The organism is Nocardia camponoti (assembly GCF_014646135.1).
Taxonomy (GTDB): domain Bacteria; phylum Actinomycetota; class Actinomycetes; order Mycobacteriales; family Mycobacteriaceae; genus Nocardia; species Nocardia camponoti.
This window is the reverse complement of sequence record NZ_BMMW01000003.1, coordinates 211,563-231,522: the sequence shown is the minus strand read 5'-3', so window position 1 is coordinate 231,522 and position 19,960 is coordinate 211,563. Positions and strand designations below refer to the sequence as shown.

General features: G+C 64.5%; 22 protein-coding genes. 18 read left to right on the top strand and 4 right to left on the bottom strand.

The window, feature by feature from the left end; genetic code table 11:
• The first annotated feature begins 243 nt into the window (after window positions 1–243).
• From infA to IEX78_RS15905, 14 genes are all read left to right on the top strand, one after another.
• On the top strand, window positions 244–465 hold the full coding sequence (gene infA / locus IEX78_RS15970; protein WP_003418601.1) for a translation initiation factor IF-1: 222 nt from the start codon (window positions 244–246) through the stop codon (window positions 463–465).
• Window positions 466–617: 152 nt separating this feature from the next.
• Window positions 618–731 carry a 50S ribosomal protein L36 gene (gene rpmJ, locus IEX78_RS15965; RefSeq protein WP_011207363.1) on the top strand — a complete coding sequence of 38 codons (114 nt, stop codon included), beginning with the start codon at window positions 618–620 and terminating at the stop codon, window positions 729–731.
• 183 nt (window positions 732–914) lie between these two features.
• A complete protein-coding gene (rpsM, locus tag IEX78_RS15960; RefSeq protein ID WP_188829803.1) occupies window positions 915–1,286 on the top strand; it encodes a 30S ribosomal protein S13 in 372 nt (123 codons plus the stop codon).
• A gap of 9 nt (window positions 1,287–1,295) precedes the next feature.
• Complete coding sequence (gene rpsK, locus IEX78_RS15955) at window positions 1,296–1,709, top strand: 30S ribosomal protein S11 (RefSeq protein ID WP_019045110.1); 414 nt, start codon at window positions 1,296–1,298, stop codon at window positions 1,707–1,709.
• A 24-nt stretch (window positions 1,710–1,733) separates the two neighbouring features.
• Complete coding sequence (rpsD, locus tag IEX78_RS15950) at window positions 1,734–2,339, top strand: 30S ribosomal protein S4 (protein ID WP_188829802.1); 606 nt, start codon at window positions 1,734–1,736, stop codon at window positions 2,337–2,339.
• A 91-nt stretch (window positions 2,340–2,430) separates the two neighbouring features.
• Window positions 2,431–3,489: a DNA-directed RNA polymerase subunit alpha gene (locus IEX78_RS15945; RefSeq protein ID WP_188829801.1), complete on the top strand. Its 1,059-nt coding sequence runs from the start codon at window positions 2,431–2,433 to the stop codon at window positions 3,487–3,489.
• A gap of 18 nt (window positions 3,490–3,507) precedes the next feature.
• A complete protein-coding gene (rplQ, locus tag IEX78_RS15940) occupies window positions 3,508–4,005 on the top strand; it encodes a 50S ribosomal protein L17 (protein WP_188829800.1) in 498 nt (165 codons plus the stop codon).
• A 75-nt stretch (window positions 4,006–4,080) separates the two neighbouring features.
• On the top strand, window positions 4,081–4,902 hold the full coding sequence (truA, locus tag IEX78_RS15935; protein WP_188829799.1) for a tRNA pseudouridine(38-40) synthase TruA: 822 nt from the start codon (window positions 4,081–4,083) through the stop codon (window positions 4,900–4,902).
• Between the two features lie 89 nt (window positions 4,903–4,991).
• Window positions 4,992–5,939: an AraC-like ligand-binding domain-containing protein gene (locus tag IEX78_RS15930; protein WP_188829798.1), complete on the top strand. Its 948-nt coding sequence runs from the start codon at window positions 4,992–4,994 to the stop codon at window positions 5,937–5,939.
• A gap of 127 nt (window positions 5,940–6,066) precedes the next feature.
• Complete coding sequence (locus IEX78_RS15925) at window positions 6,067–6,981, top strand: nitrilase-related carbon-nitrogen hydrolase (protein WP_188829797.1); 915 nt, start codon at window positions 6,067–6,069, stop codon at window positions 6,979–6,981.
• Between the two features lie 33 nt (window positions 6,982–7,014).
• Window positions 7,015–7,962 (top strand): AraC-like ligand-binding domain-containing protein, encoded by a 948-nt coding sequence (locus tag IEX78_RS15920; protein ID WP_188829796.1) that lies wholly within the window; start codon window positions 7,015–7,017, stop codon window positions 7,960–7,962.
• Between the two features lie 68 nt (window positions 7,963–8,030).
• Window positions 8,031–8,906: a nitrilase-related carbon-nitrogen hydrolase gene (locus IEX78_RS15915; protein WP_188829795.1), complete on the top strand. Its 876-nt coding sequence runs from the start codon at window positions 8,031–8,033 to the stop codon at window positions 8,904–8,906.
• A gap of 115 nt (window positions 8,907–9,021) precedes the next feature.
• Window positions 9,022–9,999 carry an AraC family transcriptional regulator gene (locus IEX78_RS15910; RefSeq protein ID WP_188829794.1) on the top strand — a complete coding sequence of 326 codons (978 nt, stop codon included), beginning with the start codon at window positions 9,022–9,024 and terminating at the stop codon, window positions 9,997–9,999.
• 83 nt (window positions 10,000–10,082) lie between these two features.
• Window positions 10,083–10,946 (top strand): nitrilase-related carbon-nitrogen hydrolase, encoded by an 864-nt coding sequence (locus IEX78_RS15905; protein ID WP_188829793.1) that lies wholly within the window; start codon window positions 10,083–10,085, stop codon window positions 10,944–10,946.
• On the opposite strand, the gene IEX78_RS15900 is transcribed toward IEX78_RS15905, so the two are convergent.
• Window positions 10,943–11,281 (bottom strand): metal-sensitive transcriptional regulator, encoded by a 339-nt coding sequence (locus IEX78_RS15900; protein WP_188829792.1) that lies wholly within the window; start codon window positions 11,279–11,281, stop codon window positions 10,943–10,945. The two genes, IEX78_RS15905 and IEX78_RS15900, sit on opposite strands and share 4 nt — an antisense overlap.
• A gap of 96 nt (window positions 11,282–11,377) precedes the next feature.
• Here IEX78_RS15900 and IEX78_RS15895 point away from each other — a divergent pair, with 96 nt between their 5' ends.
• A complete protein-coding gene (locus IEX78_RS15895; RefSeq protein ID WP_188829791.1) occupies window positions 11,378–12,187 on the top strand; it encodes an S-methyl-5'-thioadenosine phosphorylase in 810 nt (269 codons plus the stop codon).
• A gap of 26 nt (window positions 12,188–12,213) precedes the next feature.
• Here IEX78_RS15895 and IEX78_RS15890 read toward each other — a convergent pair whose 3' ends face one another.
• Window positions 12,214–13,179 carry a GAF domain-containing protein gene (locus tag IEX78_RS15890; protein WP_188829790.1) on the bottom strand — a complete coding sequence of 322 codons (966 nt, stop codon included), beginning with the start codon at window positions 13,177–13,179 and terminating at the stop codon, window positions 12,214–12,216.
• Between the two features lie 78 nt (window positions 13,180–13,257).
• Here IEX78_RS15890 and IEX78_RS15885 point away from each other — a divergent pair, with 78 nt between their 5' ends.
• The gene (locus IEX78_RS15885; RefSeq protein WP_188829789.1) at window positions 13,258–13,821 is read left to right on the top strand and encodes an NADPH-dependent FMN reductase; all 564 of its coding nucleotides are present in this window, start codon (window positions 13,258–13,260) and stop codon (window positions 13,819–13,821) included.
• On the opposite strand, the gene eccE is transcribed toward IEX78_RS15885, so the two are convergent.
• Entirely contained in the window at window positions 13,809–15,461 is a 1,653-nt protein-coding gene (eccE, locus tag IEX78_RS15880; protein ID WP_188829788.1) for a type VII secretion protein EccE, read from the bottom strand. The genes IEX78_RS15885 and eccE overlap by 13 nt on opposite strands.
• Window positions 15,462–15,544: 83 nt before the next feature.
• Between eccE and eccB the strand changes: the two genes are divergently transcribed.
• Complete coding sequence (eccB, locus tag IEX78_RS15875) at window positions 15,545–17,023, top strand: type VII secretion protein EccB (protein WP_188829787.1); 1,479 nt, start codon at window positions 15,545–15,547, stop codon at window positions 17,021–17,023.
• A gap of 44 nt (window positions 17,024–17,067) precedes the next feature.
• The gene (mycP, locus tag IEX78_RS15870; RefSeq protein ID WP_229684035.1) at window positions 17,068–18,444 is read left to right on the top strand and encodes a type VII secretion-associated serine protease mycosin; all 1,377 of its coding nucleotides are present in this window, start codon (window positions 17,068–17,070) and stop codon (window positions 18,442–18,444) included.
• A gap of 4 nt (window positions 18,445–18,448) precedes the next feature.
• Here mycP and eccD read toward each other — a convergent pair whose 3' ends face one another.
• Window positions 18,449–19,924, bottom strand: a complete 1,476-nt coding sequence (gene eccD, locus IEX78_RS15865; protein ID WP_188830233.1) for a type VII secretion integral membrane protein EccD — start codon at window positions 19,922–19,924, stop codon at window positions 18,449–18,451.
• Between the last annotated feature and the right edge of the window lie 36 nt (window positions 19,925–19,960).

The window sequence follows — 19,960 nt, the reverse complement described above, 5'->3', positions numbered from 1 at the left end:
CCAACGTTCGCGAGCTTACGCGAGCAGCCCCCACCGGCGAACATCAACTCAAAACCCCCGATGCGAAACACCGCGTCGGGGTGTAGCGTTTTGGCCTTTTTTGCCTCAAACGCGCCCGACCGGTAGTCTTGAGCGGCGGTGCACCTACGCGCCGACTGTTCGCGTGCGATCGAGCTTTGATCAAACGTGCCCAGCTATCAGGCAACCCAACTCAGGTTGAGCGTAACCGGGATCGCGGAGGATATGGCGAAGAAGGACGGGGCCATCGAGGTCGAGGGTCGAGTTGTCGAACCGCTGCCCAATGCGATGTTCCGGATTGAGCTCGAGAACGGCCACAAGGTTCTCGCGCACATCAGCGGAAAGATGCGGCAGCACTACATTCGTATCCTCCCCGAGGACCGAGTCGTGGTGGAGCTCTCTCCCTACGACCTGAGCCGTGGCCGGATTGTCTACCGCTACAAGTGATGCTTGCCGACGCTGCGAGCTTTGAATAAAAGCACGCGGCGTCGCAGCGCGTTTCGGGGCAGTTCCCGACAACGCGACCAAGGCTTCCCTGATCAGTAGGTCGGGGAAAAACTGTGTCCACACCCCAGTGGGCCCAAACAGATTGGACGGACGTGAAGGTTCAGCCAAGCGTCAAGAAGATCTGCGAGAAGTGCAAGGTGATTCGCCGTCACGGGCGCGTCATGGTGATCTGCGACAACCTGCGTCACAAGCAGCGTCAGGGCTGATCTAGCCCCTCACCACCTGGCACCGATCGTGGGATCGGATTGGCCAAAAAGAAGAACTCCCAGCTCCAGCGCACGTGTAGTTGCGTGCGCCAGCCACCGGCACGGAGGCCGGTGCCCCCACCTTTGTTATGACGGGGGGACGGACGGGGAGCAGACCTCCGCAACCATTAAGGAACCTGCCACATGGCACGTCTGATGGGCGTTGATCTCCCGCGCGAAAAGCGCATGGAGATCGCGCTGACCTACATTTTCGGAATCGGGCGCACCCGCGCCACCGAGATCCTCGCCGAGACGGGCGTCAGCCCTGACCTGCGTTCCAAGGATCTCAGCGACGACGATCTTGCCAAGCTCCGCGACTTCATCGAAGCGTCGGACTTCAAGGTCGAAGGTGACCTGCGCCGCGAGGTTCAGGCCGACATTCGCCGCAAGATCGAGATTGGCTGCTACCAGGGCATCCGCCACCGTCGTGGCCTGCCTGTGCGTGGTCAGCGCACCAAGACCAATGCGCGCACGCGCAAGGGTCCGAAGAAGACCGTCGCCGGCAAGAAGAAGTAGGGATAGCGTATGCCTCCGAAGAGCCGGGCCGCTGGCCCGAAGAAGACTCAGAAGTCGCGTCGCCGGGATAAGAAGAACATCCCGCACGGCCACGCGCACATCAAGAGCACGTTCAACAACACGATCGTCTCGATCACCGACCCCGAGGGCAACGTCATCTCGTGGGCGTCGTCGGGCCACGTCGGTTTCAAGGGTTCGCGTAAGAGCACCCCGTTCGCCGCGCAGCTCGCTGCCGAGAACGCTGCCCGCAAGGCGCAGGAGAACGGCGTCAAGAAGGTCGACGTGTTCGTGAAGGGCCCGGGTTCGGGCCGCGAGACCGCGATCCGTTCGCTTCAGGCCGCTGGCCTCGAAGTTGGTTCGATCTCTGATGTCACTCCTCAGCCGCACAACGGCTGCCGTCCGCCCAAGCGGCGTCGCGTCTAATAGCGGGAAAGGAAAAAGCTTAAAATGGCACGTTATACCGGCCCCATGACCCGCAAGTCGCGTCGTCTGCGCGTCGACCTCGTTGGAGGCGACCAGGCATTCGAGCGTCGTCCTTACCCGCCCGGCCAGCACGGCCGCGCGCGGATCAAGGAATCCGAGTACCTCATGCAGTTGCAGGAGAAGCAGAAGGCTCGCTTCTCTTACGGCGTCATGGAGAAGCAGTTCCGTCGTTACTACGAAGAGGCCAACCGCCTCAAGGGTAAGACCGGCGACAACCTGCTCCGTCTCCTGGAAGCGCGTCTGGACAACGTCGTGTACCGCGCGGGTCTCGCGCGTACCCGTCGCCAGGCCCGTCAGCTGGTCAGCCACGGCCACTTCACCGTCAACGGTGTGAAGGTCGACGTCCCCAGCTACCAGGTCTCGCAGTACGACATCATCGATGTCCGCGAGAAGTCGCTGCCGACCCTGCCGTTCCAGATCGCGCGCGAGACTGTCGGCGAGCGTCCGGTTCCCGGCTGGCTGCAGGTCGTTCCCGGCCGCCTGCGCATCCTGGTGCACCAGCTCCCCGAGCGTGCCCAGATCGATGTGCCGCTGTCCGAACAGCTCATCGTCGAGTACTACTCGAAGTAAGCGTTTTCTGGTGGGGGTCGTCCCATGACGGCCCCCGCGAATCACTGATGAGGCATCAAATAGCGGATGCCCTGACAGGAAGTAGATTTCCATGCTGATTTCCCAGCGTCCCACCCTGACCGAAGAGGTTGTGGCGGAGAACCGTTCGAAGTTCACCATTGAACCCCTCGAGCCGGGCTTCGGTTACACCCTCGGCAACTCGCTGCGTCGTACCCTGCTGTCGTCCATTCCGGGCGCGGCGGTTACCAGCATCCGTATCGACGGCGTGCTGCACGAGTTCACCACTGTCCCCGGCGTGAAGGAAGATGTCACCGACATCATCCTGAACCTCAAGGGCCTTGTTGTGTCGTCCGAAGAGGACGAGCCGGTCACCATGTACGTGCGCAAGCAGGGCCCGGGCACCGTCACCGCTGGTGACATCGTCCCGCCCGCCGGTGTTGTCGTGCACAACCCGGACATGCACATCGCGACCCTGAACGACAAGGGCAAGCTTGAGATCGAGCTTGTTGTTGAGCGTGGTCGCGGCTACGTGCCTGCCGTGCAGAACAAGGCGACTGGCGCGGAAATCGGCCGAATCCCCGTCGATTCGATCTACTCCCCGGTGCTCAAGGTGACCTACAAGGTTGAGGCCACCCGCGTTGAGCAGCGCACCGACTTCGACCGTCTCATCCTCGACGTGGAGACCAAGAACTCCATCACCGCCCGGGACGCGCTCGCTTCGGCGGGTAAGACCCTCGTCGAGCTCTTCGGGCTTGCCCGTGAGCTCAACGTCGAAGCTGAGGGCATCGAGATCGGCCCCAGCCCTGCCGAAGCCGATCACATCGCTTCGTTCGGGCTGCCGATCGAGGATCTGGACCTCACGGTCCGTTCCTACAACTGCCTGAAGCGTGAAGGCGTGCACACGGTCGGCGAGCTGGTTGGCCGCACCGAGTCGGATCTGCTCGACATTCGCAACTTCGGTCAGAAGTCCATCGACGAGGTCAAGGTCAAGCTGCACACGCTCGGCCTCTCGCTCAAGGACAGCCCCGCGTCGTTCGACCCCTCTTCGGTGGTTGGTTACGACGCGACCACTGGCACGTGGAGCGACAGCGGCACCTTCAGTGATACCGACGGCGGCGAGCAGGACTACGCCGAGACCGAACAGCTTTAATACTTCCAGGAGAATCCAATGCCTAAGCCCAAGAAGGGTGCTCGCTTCGGCGGGTCGGCGTCGCACCAGAAGGCGATCTTCGCCAACCTGGCCACGGCGCTTTTCGAACACGGTCGGATCACGACCACTGAGTCCAAGGCCAAGGCGGTTCGCCCCTACGCCGAGAAGCTCATCACCAAGGCGAAGGCCGGCACCCTTGCCGACCGTCGTGAGGTCATGAAGGTCATCCGCAGCAAGGACATCGTTCACGCGCTGTTCGCGGAGATCGGCCCCTCGTTCGAGGGTCGCGATGGCGGCTACACCCGCATCACCAAGGCGCTGCCGCGCAAGGGTGACAACGCGCCGATGGCCATCATCGAGCTCGTTCGCGAGAAGACCGTCACCAACGAGGCCGATCGCGCTCGTCGCGTTGCCGCTTCGCAGGCTGCTCCGGCAGCCGAGGAGACCGTCGTCGAGGAAGCCGTGGTCGAGGCTCCGGCTGCCGACGAGGCCACCGAGGACAAGAAGGACGCCTAATTTCAGGCACCTTGCGAGCCCGTCACCCTGCTTGGGTGGCGGGCTCGTTCTCTTTCACCGAGAAGGGGTAATCGAATGAGCCGGGTGCGGCTTGGGATCAGCTACGACGGGACTGATTTCACCGGTTGGGCACGTCAGCCCGGGTTGCGGACTGTTCAAGGGACACTTGAGGATTCGCTGTCGAAGGTGTTTCGGGAGCCGATCATTTTGACCGTTGCTGGGCGTACGGACGCGGGCGTGCATGCTGAGGGCCAGGTCGCGCATTTCGATACCACCGCCGAAGTCGATCCCGATAAGTTGCTTTATCGGATGGCCCGATTTCTCCCCGCCGACGTGCGCATTACCGACGTGCGATTCGTGCCCGAGGAATTCGACGCGCGCTTTTCGGCGCTGCGTCGCCATTACGCCTACCGGCTGACCACCGCGCGCTACGGTGCTGAACCGCTGCGCGCCCGTGGCGTTGTCGCGGCGAAGCCGGGGCTCGATATCGACGCGATGCGCGAAGCGTCGGAAAAACTCCTTGGCCTGCACAATTTCGCGGCCTTCTGCAAGCGCCGTGAAGGCGCGACGACCGTGCGCGAATTGCAGCGCTTCGATTGGGTGCGGGAAGGCGATGCGTTGACCGCGTACGTGAGCGCCGACGCGTTCTGCTGGTCGATGGTGCGCAGCTTGGTTGGCGCGATTCTCGCTGTTGGCGAGGGCCGCCGGACTCCCGAATGGGTTGGTTCACTGCTCGCCGAAACCGAGCGTGCGAGTGCCGTGACCGTCGCGCCCGCGCACGGGCTGAGTTTGATCGCCGTCGATTATCCTGCCGACGAGGAATTGGCGGCGCGCAATATTCAGACGCGCGAGGTTCGAACGGTTCCTGTCGCTGACGAGGGATGCTGCGGCGACTAATTCGCCTGCGATAGGCGCACTAGCGGGGGCGTGTGGTCGCTCACGTCAGTACCGTGTAGCCCGGGTATACGCTGCTAAATTCCCCGACCATGCAGACGATTGGTGGGAAAATCCTCGCTTCGTCAGTTGACGAGTGGGAATCAGTGCTAGCCAGCAGTTTCGTACCGGTGGCATTAGATGCGAGACCACCTGGGACCACTTTTAGTGGCGCGATCGCACGCGCTCATTTAGGCGCGACCGAATTCGCGCATCTTCGTAGTGACGGATACCAGGCTCGGCGCAATTCACGGATGGTTGCGCGATCGAGCACCGAGAAGTTGTTCCTTTCGATCGGGCTCGCGGGGCGAAGCCACGTCACACAGTCTGGGCGTGACGTCGAATTCGGCGCGGGTGAGATGGTGCTGCTCGATAGTCGTAGCCCGGTCACGTTTGGCGGTGCCGATCCGCTTGAACGGCTGGTCGTCGGCGTTGAATTCGAAACGCTTCTCCAGCACGGTTGGTCGGGTCGCGTGTTGCCGACCGGGCTGCGGATGGGCCCCGATTCCGCTGCGGGCGTTGTCATCGATTTCGTGCGAAATCTGGCGCGGCTCAATCTCTCTGACACGGATCGGGCGGCCGAGTTGGCGGTGCACCTGCCAGGCCTTATCGTGTCGGCGATCTCGCTCGCGGCAGGCGAATTGCCAAATGAGGAGGGCGCGCGGGCGATGGGGGTGGCGCAAGTTCTCGATTTCATGCGTAAACAGTGCGGTGACGCCAACCTGACAATTGACGAGATCGCGCGCGGCTGTTTGATGTCGCGCCGCACGCTGTATCGCCTTTTTGAAGGCGGCGAATTTGGGGTGATGGGCCGGTTATGGGCGATGCGCGTTGACCGAGCGAAGGCGATGCTGAAGACCCATCCTGGCAGGTCAGCGGCGGCGACGGCAGTGCTCGCGGGATTCGCTTCCGAGCGTCAGTTCTATCGAGTTTTTCGTGCGACAACGGGAATGACGCCGGGGCAGTTTCGGACCGGATTAGCGCGGGCGGCGCTGCCTTAGTCCGTGGCTGGTTTGTCACAAATGGCACGCTGTGTCAGTCGCGTGGCACGCCGTGGCAGTACGTCGAACAGGGTTGTCTACCAATGTGTTTGGAGTACACATTGAGTGGGTAGCGAAGGGGACTGCGATGAATCAGACGCGGGTAGCCGCAGTGCAGGCTGAGCCGAAATGGCTCAACAAAGCGGCGGGCGTAGACCACGTTATCGAACTGATTGAGACCGCTGCCGATGCGGGCGCCGAGCTCATCGCGTTTCCCGAAACCATGCTGCCGGGATTTCCCTGGTGGATGTGGCTGAATTCGGTGGAATGGGGCGACGAGTTCCGCGCACGTTATCAGGCGAATTCGCTCACGATCGACGGTCGGGAATTGGCTGCGATTTCGTCGGTCGTTAAAGCGCGAAAAGTTTGCGTGAGCTTGGGTTTCGCGGAGCGGTCGCGTGACTCGGTCTACCTAGCGCAGGCGCTCATTAGTGCAAGCGGCGACCTCGCTGTCGCGCGCAAAGCTCGCCCGACCGGGCTTGAGCAGACCGTGTTCGCCAGCGGTGCGGCGTCGGCGCCCGCGCTCGTGCGCGACACCGGATTCGCGCGCGTTGGCGTGCTCGGGGGCGCTGACCACAATCGCGCCGACGCCCGCGCGGGCATGCGTTCCGCTGGCGAACAGGTGCATGTCGCGTCATGGTCGGGTTTCACGATCTGCCACGGCGACATCGACACGTCCACCGACATCGTCTGCGCGACGAGCGTGCGCTATGCCATCGACCATCGCGTGTTCGTGATCGCGCCGGTCGCTGTGGTGCCCGTGCGTGGCTGGGAAGTGATGGACGCGAATCAACCTGACCGGCGACTCCTGCGTGGCGGCGGCGGGGTCGCGCGGATTATCGGGCCGAGCGGGCAAGAACTCGCGCAGCCGCTGCCCGAGGGCGAGGAGGGCATCATCTACGCCGACCTCAACCTCAACCTCACCCGCGTTGTCCGGCGCACGGCAGCCCCCTTGATTACCCCAGACGACCGCGGTTCAACCGCCGATATCGAGTGGGCGTGACGCGGTTCTCTGCCAGATGGGATAATTCCGTCAGTGCAGATTGGGTTTGCGGGCAAAGAGGCATTCGATGAGTGGGCCGCGGTCGTCGCGGGCTCGCTGACTGAGGTGTCGATTTCGCCGACCGTGCCCGGTCCGTTTCATGGTCGGATGGCCGCGACGTCCTTCGGCGAAGTCTCGGTCGGGACCGTGACCGCGGGCGGGCACGAACTAAGGCGGACGCGTCGGCACATCGCCCGTGCCGACGCTGTCCACGTGATCGGCAGCATCGTTGTCGCTGGTACCGCGCGCGTCGAGCACGGTGGTCGACGCTCGGTACTTAAGCCAGGTTCGATGATTTTCTACGACACAACCCAAACGATCGCGTGGCGAAGCGAAGGCGATATCGAGGACGTGACGATTCGCGTCGAACGAGACCGGGTGCGCGACGTCCTCGGCATACGTCCTGACGACTGGCCCGCTGGGTTGGTGATCGCGGACCGGGTCGGGCCGATGATCGCGTCGTACTTCCGCCGCGTCGCCGCGATGCGCGATGCCAACCCGCGTGCTGCCGCGATGCTCGCGGGATCGGGGATCAATCTGCTTGGCAGCGCGGCGTCGATCGCGGCAGGGTCGGAGCCGGGGAAGACCGATATGTCGGCGTTGCTGCGGCAGCAAGTGCTCGACTACGTCCGGGCGCACTTCACCGACCCCGACCTCACCGCCGACCGTGTCGCCGCGGGCTGCCAGGTGTCGCGCCGCACGCTTTACCGGATGGTCGACGGGATTGACGGCGGTCTCGGCGGGTACTTGCGAACACTTCGCGTCGAACGGGCGAAACAGATTCTCGCTCAAGGCAATTCGGTGGCCGCCGCGGCGCGTGGGTCGGGATTCGCGTCGGAACGCCAGTTTTACCGCACCTTTGGCGAGCTTGTTGGGGTGACGCCGGGGCAATATCGTGCGGCACTTGCTGGCACGAATTGTCATGAGCCTGGCACGCGCTGACGGTTTAAATCGCGACCGAGTCAGCCAGAGTGAAATTGGCGCTTTGACAAGGAAGACAAGGAGTCGCGATGAAGCAAGTGCGCGTTGCCGCGGTGCAGGCGGAGCCGAAGTGGTTGAACAAAGCAGCGGGCATCGAACAGGTGACCGAATTTGTCTACGCCGCCGCCGACGCGGACTGCCAGCTTGTCGCGTTTCCGGAAACGTTTCTGCCGGGTTTTCCCTGGTGGATGTGGTTGCGATCGGTGGAATGGGGCGACGAGTTCCAGGCGCGGTACCTAGCTAATTCGCTTTCGGCGGAAGGTCCTGAGTTACGGGCGGTCAGTTACGCGGCGCGCAGGCGCGGTATCGCGGTGAGTTTGGGTTTCGCCGAACGTGTTGGGCGGCAGGTGTTTATGTCGCAGGCATTGGTGGAAAGCACAGGCACGATCACAATCGCGCGTAAAGCGTCGCCGGTCGGGTTAGAGCAGTCTGTTTTCGCGAAATGCACTTCCACGCCGTTGATTAAAGCGACCGAACACGGCCGCATTGGGGTGCTCGGTGGCAGCGACCACGCCGACGCGGAGAGGGTCGCGCACCTGCGCGCCGCACGCGAACAAATTCATGTCGCCGCGTGGTCGGGATTCACGGTTGCCCAGGGCGACGAGCCTGATCCCACCCGCGATGTCGCGTGCGCGACGAGTGTTCGCTACGCCCTTGACCATGCGACGTTCGTCATCGCCCCGGTCGCGGTTGTTCCCGTCAGCGGTTGGGAAGTCGCCGACTCATCGGGCCCCGACCGTCGCTTGTTGCACGGTGGTGGGGGAGTGTCACGCGTGTTCGGCCCGAGCGGCCAGGAATTGGCGACGCCGCTGCCCGAGGGCGAAGAGGGCCTAGTCGTCGCGGACCTGACGCTGCTGAGCTCCATCGCCGGAACGCGCCGGGGCGCCGCACTGACCCCGGCATAGCGGTGCGTAATCGGGACACTGCCGGGTGAATCCCTCACGAAAACAGGTCGCACACTGGGGTTTTCGGAATTGGGAACGGCTGGCTCGGTGACGTTATCGGCGCTATGGTGGCGCCATGTTCCGGTCGGAACCCCAAAGTAGTTCGCCCGCACAGTTTTACGTGCCGAACTCGCGCGACCCTCGGTTTGACGAGTGGGTCGCGCTGATGACCGATGGGTATCACATCCCGTTCGCCTTGGACACGGCCGTCGATGAACAACCGGTCACCGGCGGGTTTGTGGCAAGCGGGTTGCCTGGCGGGGCCGGGTTCGAGTTGGTCAGGCACGCGGGGTCGAATCAGATCTTTCGGCGATCGCGCAGACATGTGAGCGCGGCGGGTGAGGAATACCTCTTCGTCAGCGTTGGCATCGGTGGGCGGCCGGTCCTCACCCAGGAGGGTCGCACCGCGCCTACTGGGCCGGGTCAGCTCACCATTCTCGACTCGGCGTTGCCTTCGATCTGGGATGGCACCGACCCGTTCGAAATGATCATTATCCAAGTTCCGACGCGCCTACTACGCGCCCAGCCCGGCCTGGCGAACGCGTCGATCCAATCCGCGACGATCTTGCCGAACGACCCGGCGATCACGCTCATCGCCAACTACTTCCTCGGTCTGGCCAGCCTCCGCGAAACCGCACCCGAGCAGGCGAATGTGCTCGCGAGAACCGCACTCGACATGATCAGCTCGCTCATCCTTTTCGCCTCCGGCGCCAAACCCGTCGAGGCTCCCGCCGATGCGTTCCGTCGCGAACAGGTGCTCGCCTTTCTCCGCAACAACTTCCACAACCCCGACCTCACCACCGCCGAAATCGCCGCCGCCTGTCACATCTCAACACGCACCCTCTTCCGGCTTTTCGACCGACCCGGCGAGAGCGTGGGAATTACCTTGCGCGACTTACGCATTCGCCACTCCCAACGGATGCTGCGGCAATCAACGGCATCGCCGTCCGCGATCGCCTTCGCCGCGGGGTTCACGTCAGAACGCCACTTCTATCGGGTCTTTCGTCAGGTCACCGGCATGACGCCAGGTGAATTCCGGCGCGGCTGGCACTAATTGTCAGTGAGCTGGCGGCGAATGACTTAGCGAACAGAAGTGTTTGCAGCACACTGGTTTTCGAGGGGGAACGAGGAGTTGCTATGACGATCCAGTTCCGTGCGGCGGCGGTGCAAGCCGAGCCCGCCTGGCTTGATCTGGCGGCCGGTGTCGCCCAAACCCTCAGCTACATCGAGGATGCGGCAGCCGTCGGCGCGAACCTGATCGCCTTTCCCGACGCGTTTGTGCCCGGCTATCCGTGGTGGCTGTGGCATTCCGCCGTCGACTGGGACGGCGATTTTCGCGCACGCTACCTGGCCAACGCCATGAGCGCCGACGGTCCCGAATTGCGCGCGATCGCCGACGCCGCGCGCTGGGCGCACACGTGGGTCGTGCTTGGCTTCGCTGAACGCGCAGGTCAGGCACTTTATCTTGCGCATGCGGTGATCAGCCCTGCAGGCATCGTTCGGGTATCACGCAAACCGTCCCCGACGCATTTGGAGCGGGAAGTTTTCGACGACGGAGTGGGTTTGCCGCCTGTTGTCGATACCGAACTGGGCAGGATCGGCGTGCTCGGCGGCGCCGACCACCTGTGCCCAGACCGGCGCGCGGACCTGTGGCGGGAGCAGGTCCACGTTGCCGCGTTCTCTGGTTTCACCGAATATCACGAGGTCAGCGACGACATCGTTGTCGCGGTGAACGCGTCGGTGAGCGCGCAGTACGCGCGCGACGCCGGCGTCGCGGTGATCGCGTCCGCTGCCGTCGCGCCACTCGGCGGTTGGTCGGTGCGCGACCGGCGTTCCCCCGGTTTCGTGCGACTGCGCGGCGGCGGTGACGTGGCGCGCATCCTGTCGTCGGAGGGGAACGACCTGGTGCCGCCGCTCAAGTCGGGCGAGTCCGGCTTGCTCGTCGCCGATGTTGTCGTCGCGGAATCCGCCGATCCCTGGATGGACTGGGCGGCCGGTTAGGACCGGACCAAACGCGCGATCGCGTCGGTTGCTTCCTTGATCTTGGCTTCGGCTTCCGGCCCACCAGCCACGGCCGCGTCGACAACGCAATGGCTGATGTGGTCTTCAAGCAAGCCCATCGCGACAGCTTGCAGCGCCTTGGTCATCGCCGAAACCTGGGTGAGGATGTCGATGCAGTACTTTTCCTCTTCGACCATGCGCTGCAACCCGCGTGACTGGCCCTCGATGCGACGTAACCGCTTGAGGTAGTCGTCTTTCGCGGTGATGTAGCCGTGCGCCTGATGGGTCGAGTGGCACTGGTCGGGCGAAGTGGTTGGGTTCTCGGATTCGGTCACGGTGGTCTCCTCGCGGGGCCAGGCAGCTCGCGGTGCCGAGCTAATACCCCCCTAGGGTACAGGGTTGTGCGGGAATTGTCAGATAAGGTCGCACGCATGAGTTCGCTTCCCCGTCCCGCGCTCGCTGTCATCGGCGGCAGCGGTTTCTACGACTTCTTCGACGCGGGCGTTGAGCACGTCGACGTCGAGACGCCCTACGGTGCGCCGAGCGCCCCGATCGCCATCGGTGAGGTCGAGGGACGCGCCGTCGCGTTCGTGCCGCGTCACGGCAAGTCGCACGAATACGCCCCGCACACCCTGCCCTACCGCGCCAACATGTGGGCGCTGCGTTCGCTCGGTGTGCGGCGGATTTTCGCGCCGTGCGCGGTCGGGAGCCTGCGCGCTGACTGGGGTCCGGGCACGGTCGCGGTGCCCGAGCAACTGGTCGACCGCACGTCGGGCCGCCCGCAGACCTTCTTCGACGGCGGCGGCATCCACGTCTCGTTCGCTGACCCCTACTGCGACGACCTGCGTTCCGCCGCGATCAAGGCTGCCGACGACACGCTGCGCGTCGAAGACTCGGGCACGATGGTCGTCGTCGAAGGCCCGCGTTTTTCGACCCGCGCCGAAAGCCGCTGGTTCGCCGCGCAAGGCTGGGACCTGGTCAACATGACCGGCCACCCCGAAGCCGTTCTGGCCCGTGAGCTCGAGATGTGCTACTCGGCTGTCGCGCTGATCACCGACCTCGACGCCGGTCTCGAAGAGGGCGAAGGCGTGCACGCGGTCGATGTGTTCGCCGAGTTCAAAAAGAACCTCGGGCCGTTCAAGGAACTGATGCGACGCGCGGTCGCGGGGGTCGACAGCGAGGAAACGTGCCCCCGCTGCACGGTGCACACGGGCGTGACGCTGCCGTTCGAACTGCCGTAACTGGCCTGTCGAGCAAATCAGCAGCGCTAGCCCGTAACTTGCACCTGCGCCAAAACGAACGCGGGGATGTCGTCGCGGCCACCGCCCGGCAGCGGCGACACCTCGACATCGGCGGTGAGCCAACCACCCGATTCCGTCGATAGCCGCAGGTCACGCACGCCAGCGCGCTTGTCCCCGTTGAGGATTCGCGTGCGAATCTCGGCGACGCGCGCGCGGTCGTCGGGGTGCACCATCTCGCGCTCATCGACCCCGCGCCACCGCAGATTGGGTACCGGCTCGCTCACCCAGCGCACCTGACGCAATTGGGCGGTGTCGAGGATGAGCAGGTAGAGATCGGGTTGTGTCGCGCGCAGTAGGTCGAGTGTCGCTGCTTCGAACGATTTCTGTTGCGGCGCAACACTATCGGTGACATCAATGACGAGCCCACGCCACGAGTAGCGATCGGGCCCGTTGCGTGTCGCGATCAGCAATGAGCGCGGGCCGATCGCGGAGTACACCGTCGCGATTCCCGACCAGCGGCTATTGGGCGTCGAACGCCCAAGTGTCGCAAGGAAATCCAGGTCGCCGTCGAACCGTTCAACCCGTTCGAACGGTTCGGCACCGCGAAACTCAACGAGCCCGGTGCTGAAATGCGGACCAAGACCCTCGGGCAGCGTCTGCACGATGCGCGTGCGTGAGTTCACGAGGAACGGTGCCGCGGGGAGGTCATCGGCAACGTCGCCGACCCCAACACGCACCGCGAGCGTCGGCTCGCCTGGCCACCCGACCGGCACCGCGCGCATGCGCAACTCCGACCACGGATGGCGCGACTTCGGCAAAATCACTTCCACCGGCTGACCCGATTCGTAGGCGGCGGCGACGATGCGCTGCAGACGCGCCGGGACCGCACGCTGGTACGACGTCCAGTCGCGCGGCTCAGTTCCAGAAGCCAGAATCGACCAAGTGTCGGGTGCGCCAAGGGTTTCCACCAACTGCCACCGCGCGATGATCACTAGCTGCCCCCTTTCGATCTTGCCGTTAGTCGAGCACAGGAATCATGTCACTTCCCTGTCGATAGCTAAGCTCGCGGGATGGAAACGCCGCTGCGGTTGGAGGTCATCGTCGCCAGTACGCGCCCGGAACGGTTCGCGCCGACGGTCGCGAAATGGTTCGTTGGTGCGGCAAGCGAACGCGACGAATTCGACGTTGGTGTAATCGACCTCGCCGACTTCGACCTGCCAACCACGCTCGCCGAAACCGACGACACCGCGGCGTTTCGGCAGCGCATCGCCGACGCGGACGCGATCGTTGTCGTGACGTCGGAGTACAACCACGGCTACCCGGCCTCGCTGAAGGCCGCCCTCGATAGCGTGAAACACGAATGGCGCGCTAAGCCAATCGGTTTCGTGTCCTATGGCGGACTTTCTGGCGGCTTGCGTGCCGTTGAACAGTTACGCCAGGTTGTCGCCGAACTGCACATGGTTTCGATGCGCGAATCGGTGAGCTTCGCCCAGGCTAAACGTCGCTTCGACAAGGCAACCGGCGCGACCAATGACGATGCCGCGATCGACGCGGCATGGCGCATGCTCGGCCAATTGTCTTGGTGGGCAACGGCATTGCGCGCCGCCCGCAGCGTTGAGCCTTATCCGGGCTGACCAGCCATCGCACGTTGACCACGCGGCTGCCCGATGTAGGTGGCTTCGCGCGGGATGGAGACGAGGGTGAGGTCGACGCGAGTTGTGCCGGTGCGCAACACAACTCGGTTGCCGATCGCATTGGGTTGGTACAGCTCAAGATCGGGCCGCGCGTTGGGCCAGCCGTTGGGATCGGCGGTGAGGTAGATCGTGGTGACACCCGCGTGCGGTGCGGGCGCGAGTACCCCGTCGACGACGGTGGCGGTGAAGCCAGCATCGGACTGATGCGATTCGATCGCGATGGTGAGACGTTCGGGGTTGCCGATCGTTTGAACTAGCTGATCCCACGCCTGCGGGCGGTCGGTGCGCACGAGAATGCGTTCGCCGACAGCTAGCGCGCGGAACACCAACTGCTGCGCCAAATACAGTTCGCCAGCGACGTAGACGGTCGCGATGCCCGACCCGATGATGCGGGTCGCGACGCCGTTGCCCGCGTCGTCGGAACCGAGCAACTGCCCACAGCCCGACGACGGCAGGTGTAGTCGGTCGATGGCGTCGATTGGGTATTCAAGCGTTGGCACGGTGTCGTCGACCCCGCCGACGGCGATGGGCAGATGCGCGAGCAGCGCGTCGCGATGCTTCCCCGCCATCGAAATCATGCCTTTAGAAAGGGGGGCCGTGGACTTTTCCGGTAGCTCGCGCGCGGTTAGGCGCCATGCCGCGCCGATACGAACCGATTCAGCGCTAGTACCGGGGCGTAGTCGAACCGCGACGGTGGTGCCCCGCGACGGCGCGACCCACAGTTGCGCGAGCAGGTCGGAATCGAGCCGAGTCGGGTCGACCGCGCTGCCGATGTTGACCGCGTTGCCGATCTCGGCGAAGCGCCACCCTTGGGTGAGCGTGCGCGGATCGACACCGGGCACGATCTGCGCGACGGCCTTGCGAATCTCCGGCGACGTGAGCACACGAGCGTTGCAGCCCGCGTCTTCAAGCGTGCGCATGATGCGCTGGGTAGCGACCGTGACCGCGCGGGCGGCACCGTCGGCACCACCGCCACGTCGATCGGCAGCGTCCGGACAGGCGACCGCGTCGAAGCTGATCGCGAGCCACACCGTGCGGTGCGCGGTCGCGGGCAGCGGCCCGAGCAGCGATTCGTAGATCGCGCCAGCGGGCGTGCCAGCGCGACTGCGATGACCGTGGCTGATGATGTCGATGCCGCTGAGCAGAATGTCGTGCTGGTCGAGGCAGCCGGCAAGCTCGGCGACCGGCAACAGATGCGAAGCATGAACCGTGGTGCGCGCGATGCGAGTGAGCCCGCCCTTGGGTGGCAGCACCTCAACGACGGTCGTCGCTCGCGAACCCTCCCAATACAGCCCGACCGAGCGACCGTCGGTGTCGTGAAAATCGACGGTGTCGCCGAGGGCGTATCCACGCTTGCCGACGTAGCGCCGAATTGTGCCGATCCACGCCATCAGCGTGCGTTTACGCACCGGAATCAGCGGCAGCAGCAGCACCGCGACAGCGACGCCGAGCGCGATCAGCGGATCCACCTTGCACACGAGCAAAATCACGCCGACAACGGCGGCAACAAATTGAGCTAGTACCAGCTGACGCTGCGAAATGCGGCCGAACAGCGGGCGCGGCCGATCGGAAACCGTCATGCGTTCCTCCCCCAGACGAACCAGTTTTGCCTCCGAACTGTACTGTGTCGGACTGACGAGAGCACTGTTCGGGGGAGGAACGCATGCCTTCAAAGCCCACTACTCGGTGGCAGGTCAGCGGCTATCGCTTTTTGGTGCGTCGCATGGAGCACGCCCTAGTTCGCCGCGATGTCCGAATGCTGCACGACCCAATGCGCGCCCAAACGCGGGCTTACGCGGTGGGTCTTGTGCTCGGCCTTGTCGTGCTCGCGGGCTGTGGTGTGCTCGCGCTGTTGCGCCCGCAGGACAAAATCGGCGATAACAAAATCCTCATCGGAAAAGAGTCAGGTGGGGTTTACGTCGTCATCGACAACGTGGTCCACCCCGCGCTGAATCTCGCCTCCGCGCGACTAGCCGCGGGCGACGCGTCCAAAGCCGTGATCGTCAAAGAGTCCGAACTCGGCAAGAAGCCGCGCGGTCAGCTCATCGGCATCCCCGGCGCGCCATCGTCGCTGCGCTATGACTCCGCAGGTAAGGGTCGCGCGTGGTCGGTGTGCGACCAACTCAAGGCCGACGGCACGTCGAACATGACAACCTCGGTCCTCGCTGGCGACCCTGACCTGGGCTCGAAGGCATCGAAGATGTCCAACAGCGAGGTACTGCTCGTCCAAGGCAAAGACTCGGCGTACCTGATTTACGACAACAAGCGCGCCCGAGTCGACATGAAAGAACGCGCGGTCACGGACGCCCTGTCGATCACCGGCGCGACCCCGCGCCCGATCAGCGAGGGCCTGCTCAACGCGATCCCCGAAGTCTTGCCGATCATTCCGCCGCTGATCGTCAACCCGGGTGGCGTGCCGTCCTACAGCGCGAGCGGACACCGCATCGGCGACATCGTGCAGGTGTTCAACCAGTCGAACAAGGATTACGTCGTGCTGCACGACGGCTTGCAGCCGGTGTCGTCGGTGACCGCGCGCATCATTCGCGCCAAGTACGACACCCAAATGCCTGGCACGACCATTCAGGCCACCGAGCACACGAACGCGCCCGTCTCGTCGGCGTTGAAGGTGCAGAGCTACCCGCAGACCGAGGCGAAGTTGATCTCGTCGAAGGACGCGCCGGTCAGCTGCATCAGCTGGAAGCCCATTTCGGGCGCGAGCGACAATGCCGACGGCACCGCGCGCGCCGAAGTTGCCGTGCTTACCGGTATTAACCTGCCGATCCCGGACAAGGCCAAGCTGGTCGACCTCGCCCAGGCCGACGGCGCTGGCCCGAACGCGGACTCGGTCTACATCCCGCCCGCTACCGGCGCGTACGCGCAAGCCACCGGCATCGAACCCGACAGCCGTCGCAAGGACAGCCTGTTCTACATCGCCGACACCGGCGTGCGCTTCGGCATCAAAAACGCTGATGCGGTGAAGGCGCTTGGGCTCGAAAGCGCGAAGGCCGAGCCTGCGCCGTGGCCGATCATCGGGCTGCTCGCGAGCGGTCCAGCGCTGGGACGCGACGAGGCGATGGTTGCCCACGACGGCATATCGCCCGACGCGTCACCCGCGAAACAGCCGGTCGCCGCAGCTAAGTAATGACGTTGGGAGGGGTTGGGGTGCACCGTAATTCGACTCGGTTGGTGACGCGTTTCTTGCTCACCACGGCGATTGTTGGCTGTTCGGCGGGTGTTGGCGCGCCGAGTGCGGTGGCGGCTGGTCCGCCGACGATCGACGGGGCGCTCACGCCCGGCGACGCCCCGCCCAAGCCCTACACCGAGGTTGAGCCCGCGAACGCGTGCACGAGTACGCGAACGACCACGTCGGCCGCCACGCCGCCCGCGCAGGTTTTCCTCGGGCTCGATCACGCGTGGCAGTTCAGTCGCGGTGCTGGTCAGACGGTCGCGGTGATCGATACCGGCGTCGCGCGGCATCCTCGACTCCCTAACCTCGCCGGCGGCGGCGACTACGTCGCGTCCAGCGACGGCACCGAGGACTGCGACGCGCACGGCACCGTTGTCGCGGGAATCATTGGCGCGCAACCTAGTTCGGGTGATGGGTTCTCCGGTGTCGCACCGGACGCGCAGATCATCGCGATTCGGCAGTCATCGGGCAACTATCGACCAAAGGGCACCCAAGTCGACCCGAACGACCCGAAAAACGGTGGCGGCGTTGGCAATACGACGAGCCTCGCGCAAGCGGTTCGGCATGCCGCCGACATGGGCGCGACCGTTATCAACATCAGTGAGGTCGCGTGCGGCTCGCCGACGATGAACGACCGAACGCTCGGCGCGGCGGTGCAGTATGCCGCCACCGTGAAAGACGCGGTCATCGTCGCGTCGGCGGGTAACTCCGACAACAAGGCGTGCACTGGCAACCCGGGTATCAATCCGCTTGATCCAGGCGCTGATCCGTGGAGTTCGCTCGCGACGGCGGTCACGCCCGCCTGGTACGACCAGTACGTGCTTTCGGTCGGCTCGGTCGACGCGAACGGCGCGCCTTCGGCCTTCACCGTTCCTGGCCCGTGGGTGGGCGTCGCCGCGCCGGGCGAGGGCATCGTGTCGCTCGACCCGAACAGCACGGGCCTCGCGACCGGCACCGTCGGCACCAACGGCGAGGTGCAGGACATCGCTGGCACGAGTTTCGCGGCACCTTATGTTTCGGGCGTGGCCGCGCTAGTGCGCGCTCGGTTCCCGGAACTCAGTGCGGCACAAGTTATTTCGCGCATCCAAGCGACAACGCACAACACGCCCGAAGGCTGGAATCCCTACGGCGGGTTCGGCACGGTCGACCCGTTCGCCGCGCTCACCCACGACGTTGACCTGTCGAAGACGATGGTCAAGCGCCCGTCGAGCGCGAAGGGCAAGTCGGTGCAGTTGGCCGTGCCAGCGACGCCGCCAAGTCCCGATAACACCGCACGCAATGTGGCGTTGATCGGGACTGGCGTAATCGCGTTCCTCACCCTGCTTGGCGTGCTCGCGTCGTTCCCCATCCGCCGGGCTTTCGCCCAGCGGAAGTAGAGCTTTACAGCCCGCGCACCAGCGCGTACAGGTCGGCGACCCAGAACGTCAGCGGCAGCACCGCGGCGACGAAGCCGTATTCGACAAGCTCGACGGCCCGGCGCATCGGCGGTGTCGCCTGCTGGTTCGGGATGATCAGACCCGCGATCAGCGCGGCAACCAAGATCACAATCGATGCGCCGAACACAACAAGCGGTTGGCTCAGGACAACAGCGACGCCGATCAGCATCAGCAAAACGATCGCGGCACCGCCAGCGATCAGCACGATCGCCTGCTCGGCACCGGCGTAGGTGCGACTGCGGAACATCAGCACCACCGCGCACACCAGCGCGAGCGCGATGCCGGGCCACTGGGCGGTGTTCGCGCCCGGATCGACGGCAAGCAGCGCGCCGGTGACGGTGACGAGCGTGGTCGCCGCGACAAGGCCAGCCAGGTACATGCGCGCGCGTTCCGAACGCACACGCAGGGCGTCGAGGGTGGGCAGCGCGCGGTGGTCGTCGGGATCGTCCTCGGTCGGGTCGATTGGCGTGCCCGGGGCGGGAACAGGAGGAAGCGGGAGCTTCGCGAGCAGCATCGAGACGCGCGGGGCGAGCGAGAGCCCGGCGAGCCCGAGGGCGGCGACAACCGCGCCGATCGCCTTGGTCGGTTGCTCGGTGAGCAGACCAACAAGCCCAGCGCCGACCGCGAAAATCGACACCGTCGCGGTCCCGATAAACAGTGCGAGCCCGACCCCGGTCACGCGCCACGCCAGAATCGCCGTCGCGCCAAGTAGCGCGGCGCCAAGCAACAGATTGGCCCAGCCGTAGTGGTCGGGCACCAAAAGCATGCCCGCGGTGAACGCGGTCGGCAGCGCGCAGCCGCCGAGGACAAGCGCGGCGGACGTGTCGCCGTACATGCGGCTCAAGATCGTGCCCGAGACAACGCACAACACCGCGACGAGCAGGGCGAGCGAGCCACTAACCCAGAACGGGAGTGCGGCGGGCGAAGCGAGCAGGCCGAAGCAGCCAACGAGCATCGTGATCGCGGCCATGATCGAACCGGTGATCCGCGCGGACTTGGGCGTCCAATGCTGGTAATGCTCGGCGTCGGCGATCGCGACGTTGTACATGATGTCGTCGAACAGCGGCGTTGGCGCGGTGTGCGTCGCGCTTTCGAGCATCAACAATTCGCCGTCGCGGACACCGTGCTCACCGAGACTCAGCGAATTTGAGAAGGGGGGATGACCGATGCGCGCGAGCACCCACTCGGCCGGTTCGTAGCGTTCCCCGTCGTTGTCGAAATCGTTCGACCGACTGTGTTGGGCGACCATGTCGACCACGCTCGGAATCACGAGCGCGACCGGAACATCAACCGGAATCGCCATGTCTACCTGGGTGTGTTTAGCCAGAATGGTGACCCGCGTTAGATCGGGTGCACGAACGATTCCGCGACCGGAATCTTCGTCTAGATGGTTGCCATGATCGAGTCGCGCGTGCGTCAAAATCTCCCCCAACTCCGTCTCTACCTCGTGTTTCCG

Excerpts from the sequence above, each read along its gene's own strand:
- infA (WP_003418601.1), top strand. The coding sequence starts at position 244 with ATGGCGAAGAAGGACGGGGCCATCGAGGTCGAGGGTCGAGTTGTCGAA.
- rpsM (WP_188829803.1), top strand. The coding sequence starts at position 915 with ATGGCACGTCTGATGGGCGTTGATCTCCCGCGCGAAAAGCGCATGGAG.
- rpsK (WP_019045110.1), top strand. The coding sequence starts at position 1,296 with ATGCCTCCGAAGAGCCGGGCCGCTGGCCCGAAGAAGACTCAGAAGTCG.
- rpsD (WP_188829802.1), top strand. The coding sequence starts at position 1,734 with ATGGCACGTTATACCGGCCCCATGACCCGCAAGTCGCGTCGTCTGCGC.
- IEX78_RS15945 (WP_188829801.1), top strand. The coding sequence starts at position 2,431 with ATGCTGATTTCCCAGCGTCCCACCCTGACCGAAGAGGTTGTGGCGGAG.
- rplQ (WP_188829800.1), top strand. The coding sequence starts at position 3,508 with ATGCCTAAGCCCAAGAAGGGTGCTCGCTTCGGCGGGTCGGCGTCGCAC.
- truA (WP_188829799.1), top strand. The coding sequence starts at position 4,081 with ATGAGCCGGGTGCGGCTTGGGATCAGCTACGACGGGACTGATTTCACC.
- IEX78_RS15930 (WP_188829798.1), top strand. The coding sequence starts at position 4,992 with ATGCAGACGATTGGTGGGAAAATCCTCGCTTCGTCAGTTGACGAGTGG.
- IEX78_RS15925 (WP_188829797.1), top strand. The coding sequence starts at position 6,067 with ATGAATCAGACGCGGGTAGCCGCAGTGCAGGCTGAGCCGAAATGGCTC.
- IEX78_RS15915 (WP_188829795.1), top strand. The coding sequence starts at position 8,031 with ATGAAGCAAGTGCGCGTTGCCGCGGTGCAGGCGGAGCCGAAGTGGTTG.
- IEX78_RS15910 (WP_188829794.1), top strand. The coding sequence starts at position 9,022 with ATGTTCCGGTCGGAACCCCAAAGTAGTTCGCCCGCACAGTTTTACGTG.
- IEX78_RS15905 (WP_188829793.1), top strand. The coding sequence starts at position 10,083 with ATGACGATCCAGTTCCGTGCGGCGGCGGTGCAAGCCGAGCCCGCCTGG.
- IEX78_RS15895 (WP_188829791.1), top strand. The coding sequence starts at position 11,378 with ATGAGTTCGCTTCCCCGTCCCGCGCTCGCTGTCATCGGCGGCAGCGGT.
- IEX78_RS15885 (WP_188829789.1), top strand. The coding sequence starts at position 13,258 with ATGGAAACGCCGCTGCGGTTGGAGGTCATCGTCGCCAGTACGCGCCCG.
- eccE (WP_188829788.1), bottom strand. The coding sequence starts at position 15,461 with ATGACGGTTTCCGATCGGCCGCGCCCGCTGTTCGGCCGCATTTCGCAG.
- eccB (WP_188829787.1), top strand. The coding sequence starts at position 15,545 with ATGCCTTCAAAGCCCACTACTCGGTGGCAGGTCAGCGGCTATCGCTTT.